We start from the raw sequence: 19,016 nt of genomic DNA on the forward strand, positions 1-19,016 counted from the left end.
GGACGCGAGGTTCACGCCCACGCGATGGCCTCCCCGCTTCCGCGGACATCGCTTGAAGTGGGACTATCGGCCAATTCCGGCCGTGACGTTGTCACCTGAGCGCAGGCTTCTGGTGCTGGAGCGCAGAGGAGGAGCCGATGCCCCGCGAAACCCGGATGGACGGCACGCTCGTCTTCGGCTACCTGGACACCGCGTTCTCGGACCGCGCCAAGGCGTTCGACGCCGTACTGGTCAGAACGGCGACGCCCTACGCCGCCGAGATGCGCGCGGAGCAGTTCGGCGAGATCACCGCGTGCGACATCACCGGCGAGCAGCGGACGCAGGTCGTGCCGCACGCGTCGGTCGCAACCGAGGGACTCGATCCCCTGCTGGGAGTGCTCCTGGCCGGAGGGGTGACGGTCGAACAGAGCGGCCGCCAATGCGCCCTGTCCCCGGGCGATTTCGTCCTCTACGGCGGAGGACGGCCGTTCCGCCTCGACCTCGGCCGCGACTACCGCTGGTTCCTGATGCGACTCGACCCGGGCACGAGCTCGCTCCTGCAGCACGCCCCCGACGCCCTGCTCGCCCAGGAGCTCGCCCGCTCCCCCGGCGGCCGGATCCTCTCCTCGACACTCGTCGAACTGGCCCACCACGGTCATCGCCTCGGACCGCTGTCGAAAGGGGAGATGGGCGAGCACGTGGCCGGCATCGTCCGCACCCTCGTCCGCGAGCACGCCGGCCGGCACACGCCCCCGGTCCAGGCACACCGGCTGCAGCGCGTGCTGGAACACATCGACCGGCACCTGGCCGAGGAACTCCCGCCCGCCCGGGTCGCCGCCGCCCACCACATCTCGGTCCGCTCGCTGCACGCCCTGTTCCGGGAGCGCGGCGAGACACTCGGCGACCACATCCGGCGACGGCGCCTGGACCACATCCGCCAGGACCTGGCCGATCCCGGCCTTGCCCACCTTCCGGCCTACGCGGTGGCGGCCCGCTGGGGCATCACGGACCCGAGTTACTTCGGCAGAGTCTTCAAGGCGGCATTCGCCGAAACCCCGCGGGAGTTCCGCAAGCGGTCGCATCCCGGCACCGCCGGAGAATGACACCGCGAGGCGCACGAAGCGCTCAACGCTGCCGGCCCCTGAGGCCGCCGGCGCGCATCCGCCACTTCATATATCCGTGCTAGATTTTGGATATACGCGAAGGGGGTCCTGCATGAGCAAGACACTGATCGAGATCGACGAAGAAGCGCTGGCGGTGGCGCAGGACGCGTTCGGCACCAAGACGAAGAAGGACACCGTCAATCGTGCTCTGCGCGAGGTCAGCGACCGGGTCAAGCGCCACGAGGCACGCATGGCAGCGGAACACATCGCCGCCGAGGCCCTGGACCTCGAAGCGCTGACGGACAAGGCCGCCTACCGCCTCGACCCCACCGTCGGCGACGACCAGGACCAGGCTGCGTGAAATACCTGGCCGACACCTCGGCAGTGGCACGCTTCCTGCAGCACGGCGCGGACGCCTGGGGCTGGGGCGAAGCGCTGGACTCCGGGCTGGTCGGCATGTGCGAGATCACGGAGATGGAGGTCCTGCGCTCCGCACGGTCCTCCGCACACCACAAGCAGATGCAGCAGTACCTGAGCGGGTTCTACGCCTGGGTGACGATCCCGGACGGCGCCTTCCCACGAGCTCTGCAGGTCCAGCAGACACTTGTCGATCACGGCGAGCACCGCAGCGCCGGACCGGTCGACCTTCTCGTCGCGGCGGTCGCCGAACTGTCAGGCCTCATCTTGCTGCACTGCGACCGCGACTTCGAGGCCGTCGCCCGGCACAGCGGACAGCCCACACTGATACTTGCGGACAACTCCCGGCCGTAGAGCGGGCCCACTGTCCGGGCCCAGCACTCCGACGGCCCCCGCGTACCTGCAACCGGCCGCGGGGACCGACTCGTTGGGGCAGCGTGGGCCTGCGTCAGGCGCGCAGGCCGTCTTCCTTCACCGCTGCGACGAACGACGACCAGCCGTCCGCCGCGAAGGTGAGTACGGGGCCGTGCGGGCTCTTGCTGTCCCGCACGGGGACCACGGGGGCGAAGTCGTCGGAGACCTCGACGCACGCGCCGCCGTCCGAGTTGCTGTAGGAGCTCTTGCGCCATGAGGCGAAGTCGTCAGAGACCTCGACGCACTGCCCGCCATCCTGATTGCTGTAGGAGCTCTTGCGCCACGTGATGGTGCTCAGATCGAGGGGTCGCACGGTACTTCCTCCAGAATGCGCAGGACGAACTTCCGCGACTCGGCCGGGGACAACGCCAGGTCGCGCACGGCATCGTACGTGAGCTGCAACCGCTCAACTGGCGGTGTTTCTTCGACAAGTTCGCCGTAGTAGCCGTTCTCCACGTAAGCCACGGTACGGCCGTCCGGGACGCGCAGATACATCACGTCAGCGTTCGTCAGGCCATGCAGCCCCGCGCTGAACGGCAACACGTGAACGGTCACGTTCGCCCGTTCCGCCATCTCCCCCACGTGCTCCAACTGCGCCCGCCACTCCCCCGCGTCGCGCAGCGGCGTACGCAGTACCGCCTCGGAGAGGATCGTCCGGAACGGGGGCGCGCCGTCGCCCTCCAGCAGCTCCCGGCGGCTCATCCGCGCCTCGACCTGCTGTTCCAGCTCCTCGCCCTTGAGGCCGCCCGCGGCCAGCACTTCACGCGCGTACCCGGGGGTCTGGAGCAGGCCGGGCAGCACGCTCACGGCGAAGTGCCAGAGGCTCGTGGCCTCGGCCTCCAGCGCCATGTACTTCCGGTAGCGCTCCCGGAATTGGGTCTGGTCGCTGACGGCCAGCTCCCACAACGCCAGCAGCAGGCCCGGCGTTTCGTAGTGGTGGTCGAGTGCCTCGACGACCTCGGGGCCGCCGAGCGTCTCGCCGTGCTCCATCTTGCCGAACAGGGACCAGTCCCAGCCCAGCCGCGCACCGAGCTGCCGGAGGCTGTCGCCGCGCTGTGTCCGCAACGACCGCAGTTCTTCGGCGAACCGGGCGCGTGGTTCGCGACTCCGGCCCGTCACCACTCGTCTCGTCGGCATGGTGGCTGCCCCCCGTAGAAGGTGTGGAACGTGCTGTGCCCTGCGGGGAAGCACACCCGGTCATCGGCGTGCCCCGGCCCTCACCGGACGCATTCTCGTAATGCGCCCCTCACGCACGGTAGTTCAGCCCGTGCGGCCTGGACGGCGAATCCGTACAGACGAACCCCCGAAGGAGTACGCCATGACCCCTCAGCGACGCCCGGACCACCCCACCGGCATGACGCCGGCGGACGACGACCGCACGGCGAAGATCCGGGAGGCGGTAGCGGCCAGGGACGCCCTCGCCGCCGCGCTCACGGGCGCGGGCATCCAGCTCCCCGCCATGGACGTACGTACCCCCTGGCGCGAGGTACTGGACGAGAGCAGCAACGACTATGGCTGCGGCACCGGTTCGGCGGCCCGCTACGCGCTCATCCACCTCGGCGTCTGCTCGGCGTCCGTGGCGTTCGCGCTGGCCGCAGTGATCGTCAAGGGAGCCGGCCGATGACGGACGGCGGCCCAACTCCCGGCCCGGACACGACGTTCCCCGACGACGCCCCCGTCCCGGACGCAGCGCTCCCGACCCCGGCACCTTCGATCCCGGCGCCTCCGGACCCGGCGCCTTCGGCCCCGGCACCTCCGGGCACGACGCCTCCCCGACCAACGCCCCCGGAGCCGGTCGTCGGCTCCGCAGTGCGCGACCCCGCCCGCGACCGGATCGGCCTGGTCATGGCCCGCGAAGACTCCCGCCTACAGCTCCGCCCGCTCACCGGCGGCCGCGAATGGGACGCCGACCCGAACACAGTCCAACTCCTCAGCCACCTGGAACTATTGAGCGCCCGCGTAGCCGAAACAAACGCCCGCAGCCGCACCGGCCGCCCCTGACGGGCCGACACAGGTCCGGTGTCCGGTCAGGTCCTTCAGCCTCCCCGTCCAGGGCTCACCGTCCCGTGCGGCAGCGCCCTCCTTTATGTGCCGGGGGCTCGCAAGCGTCGAGCGATGTCGATATCACGTCGCAGCGCACTGAGCCGGGACGGTTCCCGGCTTGCGTCGAGGACGACGACGTGCAGCCAGTCCCCTGCCTGGGCTGGTGCACTCGTCCCACCACGCGCGGTGCTTCACCTGATCGATGAACCCCGACCCACCGTCGGATTCGACGGTGACGCCCACTCGAGCGACCGCGATCGACCACGGCTACATCAAGTTCCTGATGAGTTTGGCACGTCAGGCGCGCTGCATTACTCGCGACGCAGTGCATCCAGGAGCAAATCGAGAAAACCAGAAAACTGTGACGCTACGGCCACATACCCTGATTCATCCACGTCGTAGGTGTTCCCGACAAGCGCTCCTCCACTAAGTCGGATGACGGGTCCCTGCGGGGAGTGCATGGCAAACAATGATCCTCCCCCATCGGAACCGAAAACGACGATGTCACCTTCAGCCGCGCCGACCAATTTACTCGGCATGCCTCCGGTCACAGGCCCCTCGACCACCACATCCACGGCGTGAATGAAGTACCCGGGCCCCAGGTCGGGCAGCTTGACTTCGGATACCTCGGAGTAGAAACGGGTCAGCTCTCCCGAGGAATCCCAAGAATTAAGAGTGTCGACAGTCTCGGACGGAAGCACATCCTCTGCGGGTAGGATTACATGTTCGTCGGGCGGGTATCCGAACCTCCCATGAAACTCGCGCTCAAACTCCGTAGCGGCTTGTGACGCTTGCGCGCGCCAATCACTTGGGTTCTCGCCAGTAGTAATCTCCGTACCCCCTGTCGATTTGTTGCGCAAAATCTTCGATCTGTGTGCGAGTGGCATTGGGATTGAGATCCCTGAACCACTTCCACTGGTTTGTTATGTGCTGGTGAACATTTGCCCCAGGCGATTTCATCCTGCTCCCCGGAATGCCGCGCATATTATCCGGTGCGTCGAAGTCGAAATCCGTGAATTCTGGGTGGTTTCGGTACTCCTGTGGGATGGCGTGGTGGGCATCCCAGTCGTCGGGAAGCTTAGCGTATCCCTCGCGGTGCAAGTATGCCTTGAACCGGCCCCGATAATTGTCGGCAGGGATATTGGGGGCCTCAGGCGCTCCCCTCTTACACGCCATCAGTCCGAGTGGATCGGTCGCGGCGTGCGGGTTGTCCACGTACGTCACCGGGTTGGGGGCCGGCGCCAAGCCGAGGGGGTCCGGTGAGGTGTAGCGGGCCGTTTCGGGGTCGTAGTGGCGGTGGTGGTTGTAGTGGAGACCTGTTTCGGGGTCGTGGTATTGGCCGGGGAACCGGAGGGGGGTGTAGGCGGTAGCGTCGGCCGACCAGGCCGTTGTGCCCCAGAGGGTGGCGCGGGTGCGCCAGGCGATGTCACCTGTTTCATCGACGAGTTCGGTGGGTGTACCGACCAGGTCGGTGACGATGGCGAAGAAGCGGGAGTCGATCTCGCGTTGGGTAGCTCCATCGACGCGGCGTTCGGTTTGGGCGATGGGTTGGAGCCCGTTGTGGTCCCAGGTGAGGGCCACCGAGGACGCCAAGTCAGCGCCGCGCGTGGTTTGTTCGACAAGGGTGGGGCCGTCCCAGGTGAAGTCCACCTGTTCCAGAACCGATTCGCCGTCTCCGGCCAGGCGTTGCTTCGAGATGCGGCGGCCGAAGGGGTCGTAGCGGTAGCGCCACACCGTGCCGTCCGGTGTGGTGCAGGCAACCAGGCGGTCTTCGGCGTCCCAGGTGTAGCGCCAGGTGTCGGGCTTCTTCGACAGCCGGGTCTTCTGGCGCAGGACCATGCGGCCGGCGGCGTCGTGTTCGTACCGGACGGCCCCTGCGCGGCGGATGCGGGTGCCCTCATAGGCCCGCTCGCCTCTCGCCTCCGGCGACGCGTGCCGCTCCGGCCACATGGCCTCGGTCTGGTTGCCGACGGTGTCGTAGGCGTAGGTCTCGGTCCAGTTGAGAGCATGGACCGCAGTGACACGGCCGACCGGGTCGAGATCGAAGCGACGGTTGCCGTTCAACTGGTCGTCGATGCCGACGAGGTTGCCGTCGGGGCGGTACGTGTAGGCGCGGTGCTGGAGCGTTGCGTCGTCAGGCGCTGTCACGGTCTGAGCGGACAACCGACCTGCCGGGTCCCACAGGTGGGCCAGTTCCAGGCCTGAGGCGCCGATGCGGCGGCCCGTCTCATGGCCGACCGCGTCATGGGTGAAGTCGACGGTGCGGCCCGAAGCGGTGAGAGTGGTGCGGTTGCCGGTCGCGTCGTAGGCGTAGGTGGTGACCGCGCCGGTCGGGGTCTCGCGGCGTATGGGGCGGCCCAGGGCGTCGTAGCTGTGCGTGAGGGCGCGGCCGTTGACCAGTTCGCCCTGGATACGGCCCAGCTCGTCGCGCTGATAGACCACTTCGGCATCGGGGCCGCAGGCGGACAGCAGGCGTCCGACCGGGTCGTAGGCGTAGTGCGTGACCTTGCCGGCCGCGTCCTTGCGGAGGATCTGGCCCAGGGTGTCGTACTCGAAGCCGATGGTCTCGCCCAGCGGTGTGGTTCGGGCGCAGAGCTGGCCTGCGGCGTCGTGCTGGTAGCGCACCGTGCGGTCGTCGAAGTCGGACTCGGCAATCAGCCGTCCGGCTGGGTCATAGATGTAGTTCCAGGTCAGGCCCTGCGGATTGGTGACTTGGGTGAGGCGCAGCTGAGCGTCGTGGGTGAACTCGTGCCGTACCCCGTCCTGGTCGGTCCGTGCGGTGAGCAGGTCGAAGTGGCCGTACTCGTAGGAGGTGACTGCACCGTGGGCGGCGGTGTGGTGAGTGCAGTTTCCTTCGCCGTCCCACAGCCAGGTCTCACGAGACCCGTCAGGGTTGGTACCGGAGGTCAGCTTCCCCTCGACAGTCCAGGTCAGAGCAGTGACTTCGCCAAGCGGGTCCGTGACCTTGATCGGATTACCGAAGGTGTCGCGCTGGTAGCGGGTGGTCGCGCCCAGCGGGTCGGTGACCTCCACCGGCAATCCGGCTGCATCGACGATCACCGTGCTGGTACGCCCCAACGCGTCAGTGACCGCGGTCAGATGGCCCTGGGGTGAATATGTGTATTCGGTGGTAGAACCGGCTGGATCGGTAACCGCAGTGCGATTACCCACCGCATCGAAGCTCTGCTGCCAGACGGCTCCATCTGGCGCAGTGAGGCGTACGGGATGGCCGGCCTCGTCGTAGACGATGCGGGTGGTGGCACTGTCGGGGCGGGTGGTGCGGATGAGGCGGCCGTCGGAGTCGTAGGTGTAGGTGGTGGTGTGGCCCAGGGGGTTGGTGCGGGCCAGGATGCGGTCGGCGTCGTCCCACATGGTGCGGGTGGTGTTGCCCAGGGGGTCGGTCTCGGCGACGACTTGGAGCAGTTCGTTGATCTCGTAGCGGGTGGTGTGCCCGTCCGGTTCGGTGACGGTGGTCAGCCGGTTGCCGTTCGGCGCCGTCTCGTCGTAGCCGAAGGTCAAGGTGATGTGGCCGGCCTCTCCGCCCTGGGAGGTGCAGCGGTCGTGCTCGTCGTAACGGTAGGCGTAGGAACGGTCGTTGGTGTCCGTCCACCCGGTCATCCGGCCCGCGTCGTCGTAGCTGAAGCGGGTGGGGATGCCGGTGGAGTTGGCCACCTCGCTCAGATGCCCGCCGCTGTAGCCGTACGTGAGGAGGCGCTGGTCGCTGCCGTCCGGGGCCGCGTGGGCGAGGTCGAGGGCGGTGACCCGTCCCGACCCGGTCTGCACGCGGACCTGGTAGCCGCCGGAGTGGACCAGGCCGGCGGGGCGGCCGGCGTCGTAGGTGAAGGTGATGCGGTTGTCATGCCGGTCGGCGATCTCCTCGATCCGGCACCGCCCCGCCGCATCCGGCGCGGCGAAGCGGCGGATGTGACCCGACCCCGGGTCGGTGACGCTGAACCCGCCTCCAGGGGCCGGGAGCAGGGGCCAGCGCGGACCGCCCTCGGACGGGAACACCGGAGACAACTCGCCAAGCCCCCGGGCCTCGCTTGCCGCCAACTCCCCTTCGCTGTCGTCCGGTTCACCTCCGGCCGGGAGCGGGTACTCGAGCAGCAGGCCGTCCTCGGTGGCGAAGACGATGCCGTCCTCATCCACCTCCAGATGCTGATCGAGAGTGGAGGTCCAGGTCGGACCGAACCAGCGCCCCGCCCGGTAGTTCGACGCATGACGGCGTACGAAGGTCAGCGGCAGCGTGCCGGGCAGGGCGACATCCGTCTGGGGGAGGAACATGATGCCGGTGGCCATGTCCACCGGGTCCGAACAGCCCCGGGCCACCGCATCATCGCCGCGGGTGAACATCCGCTTCCCCGCCCCGGACAGCATCCGCCGCACACCGCCCGCCCCGCGCAGGCCCTTCGCCGCAGTCGCCAGCCCCTTCGCGCCCGCGGCGAGTTTCGCGGCGCTGGTGAGGCCCTTCGCGCCGGGGATGCAGTCCAGCGCCGCCAGGCCCACATCCATCAAACCCGCTTGGCCCTTGCGGTACTTGTTCAATGTGTCCGCGAGGACCACCAGCGCCGCGACGACGACGATCGCGGCCAGGATCGGGCCGCCGATGATCATGACGACGATGCCGAGGACGGCGACCACGACCTTGCAGACCGAGACGATGTCGTCCCAGTGGTCACCGACCCACTTGGCGGCGTCCTCGAACATGTTGCGGTTCTGGATGCCCGCGTCGGAGGCCTCATCCAGTTTCCGCTTGCAGTCCTCGGCCGCCTCCTCACGCAGCTTCCGCGCGTCCTCGGCCATCTTCTTCGCCGCATCCAGCGCCGACTGCGCGTCATTGACCGCCGACTGGGCCGACGCCTGCGAGGACTTCGCATCCTTCGCGTTACGCACCGCGGCCCGCACCTTGCCCTCATCCGGAGACGGCGCGTTCCCCTTGCCCTCGTTTTGGTGCTTGTCCGCCTCCCGGCCGGCCCGGTCCACCCACGCATTGGCCGTCGAGAGCTGGGAGTTGGCGTGCGAGAGGTCCTTCTGCGCCTCCTGCGCCTTGCGCAAAGCCCGCAGCGACTGGGACTGGGCCTTCTCCAACTCCGGCCAGTACCAGGTCAACGCGTCCCCGGCCAGACCGTAGGAATCCCGCAGCTTCGTCAGGTTGCCCGGGACACCGTCGAAGCCCTCCCGGAACAAATCCGCGGACTTGCCGACCCAGGTGGCCAGCGAATCCTCGCGGGACATGGAGTTGACCGAGCGCAGCGCCTCGCCCACATCCTCGGAGAACTCGTGGAATTTGCGGGCCAGTTGCTTCACCCGCTCCGGATCGCCCGGAACCGGATCCGCCTCCAGATCCAGTGGACTCCAATCCGACGGCCGACCAGCCACGCCCCGCTCCCCCTCATTGTTCCCGCGGGCTCGCAGCCCGCACCATCCCCTGCACCCACGCCGACGCCCCTCACCGGCGCCCGGCCGTCGCGCTAGTGCGACGTCATCCGCGCCGCTGAGTCATCCGCGTTCGTGCGACTTCTTCTGCGTGCCGCGCTCCAGCTCCTGCTTCAGCTTCGTGTCGGCCTTGTCGATCTCGCGGACGACCGCATCGGTCATCTTCGCCAGCCCTTCGAGCTGCTTCGAGATGTCCTCGCGGCCGTCCTCCCAGTTGGACTCGAAATCGTCCAGCCGCTCGCACACGCCGCCGTCGCCGATGTCCTCCCGGTAGGAGTCCAGCAGCTTGTGTGTGCCGTTCATTCGCGACTGGATCGACCGCAGCCGCGACCCGAACCCCTCCAGCTCGCTCAGCGGCACCGCCAGCCGATCGTGACCGCTCGCACCCATCGCTGGTCAACCTCCCCCGTACAAACGCCAGTTCCCGTGAGTGTGGCAAAGAGTCGGGAGCGTCTCAAGTGGCCCCTGGGACGACTGGACCCCTGGTCACGAGGGGTCGCCCGCGAAGGCGGTCGCCCCCTGAGCCGAAGCGGAGCGCCTCAGTCGAAGCGCAGCGTGGAGGTGACCGCGTCGAAGATGTCGAAGAAGGAGTCCGCCAGTTCGACCTGCTGGCTGCTGCCCGCGACCAGGGCCACCTGGTCGTCGCTGTCCGGGACCGGCACGAAGGTCTGCATCAGTACCGCCCGTACGCTCCGGTGCTCGCCCGGCAGTTCGATGTCCTCCACGCCGTACGTACGGGCTACGGTGCCCACGTCCGGGATCTCGACCGTGGTCGACTTCCGCCACGGGTCGCCCTCGCGGCGCGCCTCCTGCTGCTTCAGCTGTGCGGCGATCTGCAGGGGGTCGGTGGACAGTGCCTCACCACCGCGCGTCTGTGCGCCCACGACCGACACGGTGACGGATCCGGTGACGGTCAGTTCGCCGCCGAAGGTCTCCGCCATGCAACCGCAGTACAGCGCACCGGAGTTCCACGCGTCGGCGGAGGCGTTCCGCAGGAAGTGCATCAAGTCGTCGCGGCTGTCCGCCAGTTCGGGGAAGGCGCGGACCCGTGCGTCGACCAGCCGCCGGATGTTGTCGTCCCGCGACTGCGGATGGATGTCGAACTCCCACCAGCTGTCCGGAACGGATATCCGGAATCCCTTGCGCTCGACCGTATGGATATCGCCCGACATGCCCCGAATCCCTCTCCCCTGTGACCGTTCTTGGCCGGTCAGACGACCGGCCGACGGCATTCCGCAGTCGGCAGCCATCCTGCCAAACGTGGTAGCTGCGCACGCCAGGCGCCTCTCCGGCCACACCTGCGGGCGCTGTCCTCCGCACACCCAACGCCCGCGCCGCCGCGAGGGATTGGCCCCGGCCCCGCCCCTACCCGTTTCTTCCGGGGCTGCCGCCCCGGTCCCCACCGCCTCGGTGCGCGCGGCTACGGGGCTCCGCCCCGGCCCCCGGCGGGGCTTCGCCCCTGCACCCCGCCGCGCTGTGCACTGGCTCGGGCTCCGCCCCTAACCCCGGCGGGGCTTCGCCCCCGCACCCCGCCGAACTGCGCGCTGGCTCGGGGCTCTGCCCCGGACCTCAGGGCGTGAGGCGCGGAAACGGGGGCTGCGCCCCAGGCCCCGCGTTGGGAGCAGAACGGGGTTCCGCCGGCCGGAGCCCTGTTGCCTCCGCGAGGAGCGCCTCCTTGCCCTCCCATACGGCTTCCTCCCCGCCCGCACGGGCGACGTGCTCAGCGCGGATGTCCTGCCATCGCGTGTAGCCGCTCATGGTCGTCCTCCTTCGTCCTGAGCGTGCGCTACGCACGCTCCCGCGCGCCGCCCGCCGACTCCCAGCCGGCCACGGCGAGCGCGCGGTATGCGGCGTACTGGCCGGCGGGGTTGCCGGTGTCGGCCCAGGGGAGGGCGCCCACGTAGCCGTCGACGGCGTGCAGGGCGTCCATCGCCTCGGGGTAGCGTTCGGCGCGGACGAGGAAGCACACCAGCAGGTGCAGTACGTGCGGGCGTACGGGGTGGTCGTCCTCGACCTGGTCGACGGCGAACTCGGCGGCCTCGATGGCCCGTTCGACGTCGGCGCTCTGGTAGAGACCGCGCACCATGTTGACCTCGGGCAGGTGCTCGTACAGGGCGAACAGCGGCAGCGCGGGCATCAGCGTGCCCTCCGGGGCGCTCGCCGCCGCGGTCTGTGCGAAGGCGTCGGCCTCGGCCTTCGAGCCGCTCCACCGCTCCGACCAGTACGGCAGTGCGGCGAGGTGCGCGCCCATGTGGTGCGGCGCGAGCCTCCGTACGGTCGACCAGAGGGACTCGAAGTCGGCCTGCCGGTAGCTGAGATGGCGGGCGATGAACAGTTCGGTGATGTGCGGTGTGGGGTCGGCGGTGGCGAGCTTGGCCGCCTCGTGCGCGACGTTCCGCGCCTCCTCCAGGATGATCCGGTGCTCGGCCGCCGCCGGGTCGGCCAGCGCCTGCCAGACGAGGAACTGCGCGTACACCTCGGCGCCGCCCGCGTCCCGCGGCTCCTGCGACCGCCACTCGCGCAGCCAGCGCGCGTCCTGCCGTACGGGCTCCTTGCTGAACGAGACGCCCGACGAGGCGCCCGACGGGCCGCCGGCCCCGGCGTCTCCGCCGCCGTCCTGCTGCGCGCCCTGCTCCGCGTGCGCCTGCGCGAGCTCCATCGCGGCGGCGCCGGCCAGCGACTGCACGCGCTGCCACCGCAGTTCCCACTCGTCGCCGGTCAGCGCCAGCATCCGCGCGACGGGCCCGTAGTCCTGCGTACGCTGCGTCTCCTCCAGCGCCTCGACCAGTTCCCGGTCCGGGCCCGGCAGCCGTACGTCCAGGTCCTGCGCGGGTACGAACCCGTACTGCGCCGTGGGGTCCTCGGCCGTCAGCATGCCGCGCGTCCCCTCCTTCTGCAGCCGCCTGCGGCGCAGCGCGGGAACGACCAGCACGCTGGCCACGACGACGAGGACGATCAGCAGGATGAGGGCTTCCATGGCGGTGGTTCTCCCCGTGGGACAGCGGCACGAGCACGGCGGCAAGGCGGACGGACACCATTTCGAGGGGCGCTCTGCGCACTGCGCGCCCGACTCCACCGTACGGCGCATTAGTCTCGGGCCCATGAGCGACCACCGCGACAGCGACCACCAGAGCGCCGCCCAGCCGGCCTTCACCAGTTTCGAGACGCTCGCGATCCACGCCGGACAGACGGCCGATCCGGCGACGGGCGCGGTCGTCCCGCCCATCCACCAGGTCTCCACGTACAAACAGGACGGCGTCGGCGGCCTGCGCGGCGGCTACGAGTACAGCCGTTCCGCGAACCCCACGCGTACCGCCCTGCAGGAGAACCTCGCCGCGCTCGAGGGCGGCCGGCACGGCTTCGCCTTCGCGTCCGGCATGGCCGCCGAGGACTGCCTGCTGCGTACGCTGCTCACGCCCGGCGATCACGTCGTCATTCCCAATGACGCGTACGGCGGCACGTTCCGGCTCTTCTCGAAGGTCGCCGAACGCTGGGGCGTCGAATGGTCGGTCGCCGACACCGCCGACCCGGCGGCGGTACGGGCCGCGCTGCGCGACCGTACGAAGGCGATCTGGGTGGAGACCCCCTCCAACCCGCTGCTCGGCATCACCGACATCGCCGCGGTGGCGGACGTGGCGCGGGCCGCGGGCGTACGGCTGGTGGTCGACAACACGTTCGCCAGCCCCTACCTGCAGCAGCCCCTCGCGCTCGGCGCGGACGTCGTCGTGCACTCGACGACCAAGTACATGGGCGGGCACTCCGACGTCGTGGGCGGCGCGCTCGTCGTCGGCGACGACGAACTGGCCGAGCGGATCGGCTTCCACCAGAACGCGATGGGCGCCGTCGCCGGGCCCTTCGACGCGTGGCTGGTGCTGCGCGGCGCGAAGACGCTGGCCGTACGGATGGACCGGCACAGTGCGAACGCCACCCGCGTCACGGAAATGCTGACGGCGCATCCGCGGGTCACGCAGGTCTACTACCCGGGGCTGCCCTCGCACCCCGGCCACGAGACCGCGGCCAAGCAGATGCGGGCCTTCGGCGGCATGGTGTCCTTCCGCGTGACGGGCGGCGAGGAGGCGGCGGTCCGGGTCTGCGAGCGGGCGCAGCTCTTCACGCTCGGCGAGTCGCTGGGCGGCGTCGAGTCCCTCATCGAACACCCGGGACGCATGACGCACGCCTCGGCGGCGGGCTCCGCGCTGGAGGTCCCCTCGGACCTCGTCCGCCTCTCGGTCGGCCTCGAATCCGCCGAGGACCTCCTCACGGACCTGCAACAGGCACTGTCCTGACGATCCGCGCTCCCGCGCGAGGGCCCCACACCCCGGGTGTGGGGCCCGGCGCCCACCGAGGTGTGGGCACGCGGTCCGCCAAGGGGCGGAACGGGTGGGCACACCGGACCGCACCCGCGCAGGGTTCCGCACCCCGCACCCAACGCATGCGCCCCAGCGGCGGGACCCGGGGCAGAGCCCCGAGCCCGCGCGCAGCGCGTGGGGCCGGGGCGGCAGCCCCGGAAGAAACGGGTAGGGGCGGGTCCGGGGCCAACCCCTCACCGCGGCGCGTGCGTTGGGTGCGGGCGGGACAGGCCTCGCGGCTGGCGGTCCGGTGTGCCCGCCCGTCCCGCCCTCTGGGCGGACCGCCGCCCACACCTCGGCGGGGCGCCGGCCCGCACCTCGGCGCAGCGCGTCAGCAGCAGGAGCGGCGCACGTGGTGGTCCGCGTGCCACCAGAACGCTTCGCGGGCCGGGGTCTGCGGGACCTCGTCCGCGACGGCCGGCCCCGCGCCGGGGCCGGGATCGGAGCCGGCCCCCGAGGCAGACGCCGGCCGCACCCCGGAACCGTCACCGGCCCCCGAGGCCACGGGCTCAACGCCCTCCACCAGCTCCCGCACCGACCGCACGCGCCCGTCGGAGACCACCCCCCGTACCGCGGCCGCCGCGCGGACGTCCTCCAGGGGGTTGCCCTCGACGAGGGCGAGGTCCGCGAGCGCGCCGGGCCGTACGACGCCGAGTTCGCCGCTGAGGCCGAGGGTCCGCGCGCCCTCTCCCGTGGCCGCGCGCAGTGCCTGACGGGGGGTCACTCCGTGCCGGACCATGTGCTGGAGGTTCAGGTGGTAGTAAAGGCCGGGCGGTACGAGCGGGCTGTCCGTGCCGACGGCGACGTGCGCGCCGCCGTCGACGAGGCGCCGCACCGTCTCCCCGTGCCGCGCCTCGAAGTCCAGCTCCGCGACGGGCTTTTCGGCCTCCGCCTTCTCGACGCCCTCGCGGAACTCCGCGTACTCCGCCTCCGGCAGCAGCGCGGTGAGCCGTTCGTCACCGACGGCCCACCGGGCGTACCGGTAGAGCGCGGCGCGCGTGCTGTCGAGGTCGAGCCCTGACAGTCCGAAGGTGGGGGTGAAGGACATGCCGGAGGCGGTGAGCGGGCCGGTCACGTCCTGGTAGCCGTGGCCGAGGTGGGTCTCCTTCTGGCGCCGCCCGTAGCGGCTGGTGCCGCCGAGGTGTTCGACGCCGTCGGCGCCCATGCCGAGCGGCCCGAAGAGGTAGTGCGAGGAGGCGCGCAGGCCGAGTTCGTGCCCGGCGCGGATCGCGGACCGCTGGAGGTCGTACGGCAGCCGTACGTACGTCTTCACCATGTCGTGGTCCAGCGCCCGCGCCTTCGCGATCTCCCGCCGGAGCTCGGTCTCGTCGCGTACGGGATGTCCGGAGCTGTAGTAGACGCGCGGCCCGTCGATGAGTTCGCCGGCGGCGAAGACGCGCGGTCCGGTGCGCCGTCCGGAGGCGGTGGCCTCCCGCGCCTCGGCGGACGCGTAGTGCCCGCTGCCCGGCGAGCGCAGGGACGTCACACCGAACGACAGCCACAGGCGCAGGGTGTCGCTGTGCCAGGGCCCGTGTTCGTGGACGGCGACGAGTCCCGGCATGACGGTGAGGTGGCGTGCGTCGACCGTACGGTCGCCGGTCCGTGTGCGGACGGTGCCCCGGTCTGCGACCTCCTTGATGCGGTTGCCGTCGAGCACGATGTCCACGTCGTGCCGCAGCTGTTCACTGCTGCCGTCCCACAGGGCGCCCGCCCGGATGACGGTGCGTCCCTTCGGCAGGGACCGGCGCGTACGCAGGGGTACGGGCACCGTACGGGCGGCGCCTGTCGTCGCGTCGGCGAGCCGGAGCGTGCCGTCGGACAGATAGAGCAGGGAGCGGGAGTCGGCGCTCCAACTGGGCGTGTCGGCGGACTCGTTGTTGAGTTTCCGCGCCTCGCCCGTGGGCCGGCCGTCCGGGCCGAGCGCGCTGATGTGCACCGTTCCGCCGATGACGCACGCCATGTGGCTGCCGTCCGGTGAGGGGACGGGCCCGGCGTCCAGCCTGTTGACGAGGGAGGCGCCGCGTACGGGTTCGTCGTAGTGCGCTTCGCCGCCGGTCAGTTCGACGGTGAGCACCTTGTTGACGCCTTCGCGGAAGCGCGGGGTGAACGGTGCGAGGGCGGCGAGCGATATGCGGCTGCCGTCGGCGGAGAAGGCGGGCCTGCCGGGCGCGTTGAGAGGGCCGGCGACCTTCCGTACGGAGCCGCCGTCGGCGGACACCGTGTGCACGGTTCCGGCACCGTTCAGCGTGAACGCGATGTGCTTGCCGTCGCGGCTGAACGACGGCCCGGCGACGGTGTCCTGAAGTCGCGTCAGCCTGCGCGAGGTTCCCGACTTCACGTCGACGACGAACAGTTCGACATGCCGCCCGTGCTCTCCCGCGTACGCCAGCGTGCGGCCGTCCGGCGACCAGGCGGGGTCCGTGTTGGCGCGCCCGTCGGACACCACTGCGCGGGGGCGTCCGCCGCCGCGCCGCACGGTCCATATGTCGCCAAGCGCGGCGAAGGCGACAGTGCGGCCGTCCGGCGAGAGTGAGGGGCTGAGGATGCCCTTCACCTGCCGCTCCGTCGTGGAGTCGAAGTCCCGCCGTGCGGGCCGTTCCTGGACGGCGGGCACGGTGACCTCCGCGCGGAAGGGCACGTCGTGCGCCTTTCCGCCGACAGTCCTGCGCCGTACGGCCCCGTCGCCCGTGTAGAGGAACTCCTCGTCGGACAGCCAGCGCGCGGCGAACGGGAAGACGTCCTCGCCGTCGTCGGACACCGTCCTGCCGTCCACGACGAGCGCGGTGCCGCCGGTCGTCAGGTGCACGTGTGCGAGGCGTCTGCCGTCCGGCGAGTACGAGGGCCCGGCGACACGTCCGCTGTCGACGGTGACGAGGGTCTTCCGGGTGCCGTCCCGGGCGACTTCGACGATGCTGCGCGGCTTCTCGTCCCCGCCGTGGGTGAAGGCGATCGCCTGGCCGTCGGGACGCCACACGGGCTGCGCCTCCTGCCCCTTGCCGTCCTTCTCCGCCCACGGCCGGGACACCCCGGTGGCGGGGTCGAGCACGTACACGGCGTACCGGCCGTCCCGTTCGGCCGCGTACGCGATGTGCCTGCCGTCGGGCGACCAGCGCGGTTCGCGGTGGTCGGCGCTGCCGGAGGTGAGCTGCCGCAGCCGGCTGCCGTCGGAACGGGCCGACCACAGGTGGAAGTTGCCGTCCGTGTACGCCTGGAAGACGAGTTGCCGTCCGTCGGGCGAGAAGTCGGGCTCGGTGGCCTCCAGTTCGAGGCCGGTGAGCCGGGTCGCGGTGCCGCCCTCGGCGGGGACCGCCCAGAGGAGGTTGAGCAGGTCGAGGACGACGGTCGTGCCGTCGGGCGAGGGCGCCGCGGAGGCGTTGGTCGCCTCGGTGACGGTGACCTTCCGGGTGCCGGCGGCCTCCCCGCCCGCGGCCGTGGCCGCGTACGCCTGCTCGCCCGCCCCGTCGAGTCCGAGCGTCCGTCCGCCGAGCCAGACCGCTCCGGCTCCGGCGGCCGCCTGTCCGCTGCGTCGGAAGAGGTTCCTGCGCGACATGCGCGATGTGCCCACCGTCCGTGCACCTCCCAGTGCCCAAGATCGAGACCCGGGAAGGCTAGAGGTGTGCCGCCACGGAGCGGCACCCGTCGGTTGCTTGTTGTTACCTGAACTTAATTACCTCACGCGGTAGTTGACACCCCGTGCGTCCCGTGCGTGACGCTGGCGCGTGCGTTGGGTGCGTGGGGACAGAGCTGGCGGGTGCCGGTCCGGTGTGCCCACCCTCCCCCAGCTACCGCTGGGAGGTGCCCCCTCCGCCCCCTCGGGCGGACCAGCTGCCCACACCGGGTTTACCAGCCCAGTGGTGGGGTTGTGCCTGAAGGGGGTGGGGTGAACGGGTCGGTGAGGGTGGTCCAGAGGGCCAGTGCGCCGAGGACCGCCAGCAGCGTCACGTACAGCAGCATGAGCAGCACACGCCGCCGGTGCGCCAGCCGTACGCCGCGGACCAGGGCCCGTTGCGCGAGGTCGGGCGGTACGGGTGCCGGCGGCCCGGCGTCGAGCAGCCTGCGGACCTCGGCCTCTTTGCGGTCGGGCAGCCTCATCGGGCCCCCACCGGGGGTGCGGGCTCCGCGCCGTTCCGCTGCGTGCCCGGTGCGTCGGGCGCCCCGGGCCCGGTGCCGGGCTGCGTCCCGGCGGACAGCAGCGCCGCCATCGCGCGCGTGCACAGCACCCGTACCCGCGCGACCGGCAACGCCAGTGCGGCGGCGACCTGTTCCTCCGCGACGCCCTCGTGCAGCCGCAGCACGACGACCAGCCGTTCCTGCGGTGTCAGCGCCCCGAGCAGGCCGCCCCGGTCACGCCGGTGGTGCCACGCGGCGTGCGCGAAGCGGGTCGCCAGTTCGTGCCGGGTGCGCTCGTACGGGTCCTCGCCGCGCAGGCCGTGCAGCCGGCCCCAGTCCGCGTACGTCCTGGCGAGGGCCGCCACCAGCAGCCGCTCCGCCTCCGGTGCGGCGCCGGGCCGTTCGGCGGTGAGCAGCGCGGCCGCATGCAGGAGCCGGCCTGCCGCGCCCGCGACGAATGCCTCGAACTCCCGGGCCCGGCGGCGCTCCTGTCGTACCCGCCGCTCTCGCACTGTGCGTGCCTCCCGTCGCCATGGGACGGCAGCCGCGCAGATCAAATCAAGAGGCGGGCGGCTCCTGCGCTTCCGGACCCGTGGCCGGGCTGGTGCCGAGCAGCGCCCGGTTGAAACGGGTGAGGAGCGTGCAGAACGATTCCCGTTCGTCCTCGCTCCAGTCCTCCGTCACCAGCGCCATCAGGTCGCGCCGCGAGGAGCGCACCTGCGCCAGCCGCGAGGCGCCGCGCGGCGACAGCTGGAGCACGACGGCGCGGCCGTCCTCCGGGTGCGAAGTCCGCTTGACCAGGCCGGAGTCGACCAGCGGGGCGACCTGACGGGTGACCGTCGAGGAGTCGATGCCCATGCCGGCCGCGAGGGCCTTGACGCCCATCGGGCCTTCCTGGTCGAGCCTGTTGAGCAGCAGGTACGCGGCGCGGTCCATGGAGTTGCGGGCCTGGCCCACTCCGCCGAGCCGGGTCTGTTCCGCGCGCCGCGCGAAGATGGCCACCTGGTGCTGCATCGCGTCCAGCACGGCAGCCTCGGTGATCTCCTCGACGGGAGCGCCGGAGGCACCGTCGGGGCCGCTGTCGCGGCCGTCCTGTGTGATGTCTTGCGTCATGTCCGGGGGCGTGGGCATGGCCGGGGTGCTCACTTCTTTGGCTTTGGGAATT

At 70.7% G+C, this 19,016-nt stretch carries 15 protein-coding genes; 5 read left to right on the top strand and 10 right to left on the bottom strand.

Annotated features, from left to right (window positions below; translation table 11 throughout):
* Window positions 1-137: 137 nt before the first annotated feature.
* The 3 genes from AC3AGO_RS13970 (at window position 138) to AC3AGO_RS13980 (ending at window position 1,853) form a co-directional block, all read left to right on the top strand.
* Window positions 138-1,082, top strand: coding sequence for a helix-turn-helix domain-containing protein (locus AC3AGO_RS13970; protein WP_487820511.1), 945 nt, complete (start codon window positions 138-140; stop codon window positions 1,080-1,082).
* A 112-nt stretch (window positions 1,083-1,194) separates the two neighbouring features.
* Entirely contained in the window at window positions 1,195-1,443 is a 249-nt protein-coding gene (locus AC3AGO_RS13975; protein WP_487820512.1) for a type II toxin-antitoxin system VapB family antitoxin, read from the top strand.
* Window positions 1,440-1,853, top strand: coding sequence for a PIN domain-containing protein (locus tag AC3AGO_RS13980; protein ID WP_487820513.1), 414 nt, complete (start codon window positions 1,440-1,442; stop codon window positions 1,851-1,853). Before AC3AGO_RS13975 ends, AC3AGO_RS13980 begins: the two co-directional genes overlap by 4 nt.
* Before the next feature lie 94 nt (window positions 1,854-1,947).
* Here AC3AGO_RS13980 and AC3AGO_RS13985 read toward each other — a convergent pair whose 3' ends face one another.
* A complete protein-coding gene (locus tag AC3AGO_RS13985; protein ID WP_487820514.1) occupies window positions 1,948-2,226 on the bottom strand; it encodes a DUF397 domain-containing protein in 279 nt (92 codons plus the stop codon).
* Window positions 2,208-3,050, bottom strand: coding sequence for a helix-turn-helix domain-containing protein (locus tag AC3AGO_RS13990; protein ID WP_487820515.1), 843 nt, complete (start codon window positions 3,048-3,050; stop codon window positions 2,208-2,210). The genes AC3AGO_RS13985 and AC3AGO_RS13990 overlap by 19 nt, the downstream gene beginning before the upstream one ends.
* A gap of 181 nt (window positions 3,051-3,231) precedes the next feature.
* Between AC3AGO_RS13990 and AC3AGO_RS13995 the strand changes: the two genes are divergently transcribed.
* Window positions 3,232-3,537 carry a hypothetical protein gene (locus AC3AGO_RS13995; protein ID WP_487820516.1) on the top strand — a complete coding sequence of 102 codons (306 nt, stop codon included), beginning with the start codon at window positions 3,232-3,234 and terminating at the stop codon, window positions 3,535-3,537.
* 1,223 nt (window positions 3,538-4,760) lie between these two features.
* On the opposite strand, the gene AC3AGO_RS14000 is transcribed toward AC3AGO_RS13995, so the two are convergent.
* The 4 genes from AC3AGO_RS14000 to AC3AGO_RS14015 form a co-directional block, all read right to left on the bottom strand.
* A complete protein-coding gene (locus AC3AGO_RS14000) occupies window positions 4,761-9,335 on the bottom strand; it encodes a DUF6531 domain-containing protein (RefSeq protein ID WP_487820517.1) in 4,575 nt (1,524 codons plus the stop codon).
* A 120-nt stretch (window positions 9,336-9,455) separates the two neighbouring features.
* Window positions 9,456-9,782, bottom strand: coding sequence for a hypothetical protein (locus AC3AGO_RS14005; protein ID WP_487820518.1), 327 nt, complete (start codon window positions 9,780-9,782; stop codon window positions 9,456-9,458).
* Window positions 9,783-9,931: 149 nt separating this feature from the next.
* Window positions 9,932-10,564 (bottom strand): hypothetical protein, encoded by a 633-nt coding sequence (locus tag AC3AGO_RS14010; protein WP_487820519.1) that lies wholly within the window; start codon window positions 10,562-10,564, stop codon window positions 9,932-9,934.
* 614 nt (window positions 10,565-11,178) lie between these two features.
* Window positions 11,179-12,369 carry a hypothetical protein gene (locus tag AC3AGO_RS14015; protein ID WP_487820520.1) on the bottom strand — a complete coding sequence of 397 codons (1,191 nt, stop codon included), beginning with the start codon at window positions 12,367-12,369 and terminating at the stop codon, window positions 11,179-11,181.
* Window positions 12,370-12,493: 124 nt separating this feature from the next.
* Here AC3AGO_RS14015 and AC3AGO_RS14020 point away from each other — a divergent pair, with 124 nt between their 5' ends.
* The gene (locus tag AC3AGO_RS14020; protein ID WP_487820521.1) at window positions 12,494-13,678 is read left to right on the top strand and encodes a cystathionine gamma-synthase; all 1,185 of its coding nucleotides are present in this window, start codon (window positions 12,494-12,496) and stop codon (window positions 13,676-13,678) included.
* 394 nt (window positions 13,679-14,072) lie between these two features.
* Here AC3AGO_RS14020 and AC3AGO_RS14025 read toward each other — a convergent pair whose 3' ends face one another.
* The 4 genes from AC3AGO_RS14025 to AC3AGO_RS14040 form a co-directional block, all read right to left on the bottom strand.
* Window positions 14,073-17,306 carry an amidohydrolase family protein gene (locus AC3AGO_RS14025; RefSeq protein ID WP_487820522.1) on the bottom strand — a complete coding sequence of 1,078 codons (3,234 nt, stop codon included), beginning with the start codon at window positions 17,304-17,306 and terminating at the stop codon, window positions 14,073-14,075.
* A 275-nt stretch (window positions 17,307-17,581) separates the two neighbouring features.
* Window positions 17,582-17,833 carry a hypothetical protein gene (locus AC3AGO_RS14030; RefSeq protein ID WP_487820523.1) on the bottom strand — a complete coding sequence of 84 codons (252 nt, stop codon included), beginning with the start codon at window positions 17,831-17,833 and terminating at the stop codon, window positions 17,582-17,584.
* Window positions 17,830-18,363 carry a sigma factor-like helix-turn-helix DNA-binding protein gene (locus AC3AGO_RS14035; RefSeq protein ID WP_487820524.1) on the bottom strand — a complete coding sequence of 178 codons (534 nt, stop codon included), beginning with the start codon at window positions 18,361-18,363 and terminating at the stop codon, window positions 17,830-17,832. The genes AC3AGO_RS14030 and AC3AGO_RS14035 overlap by 4 nt, the downstream gene beginning before the upstream one ends.
* A gap of 46 nt (window positions 18,364-18,409) precedes the next feature.
* Entirely contained in the window at window positions 18,410-18,982 is a 573-nt protein-coding gene (locus AC3AGO_RS14040) for a MarR family winged helix-turn-helix transcriptional regulator (protein ID WP_487820525.1), read from the bottom strand.
* Between the last annotated feature and the right edge of the window lie 34 nt (window positions 18,983-19,016).

It is taken from the genome of Streptomyces sp. BL1 (assembly GCF_057628045.1).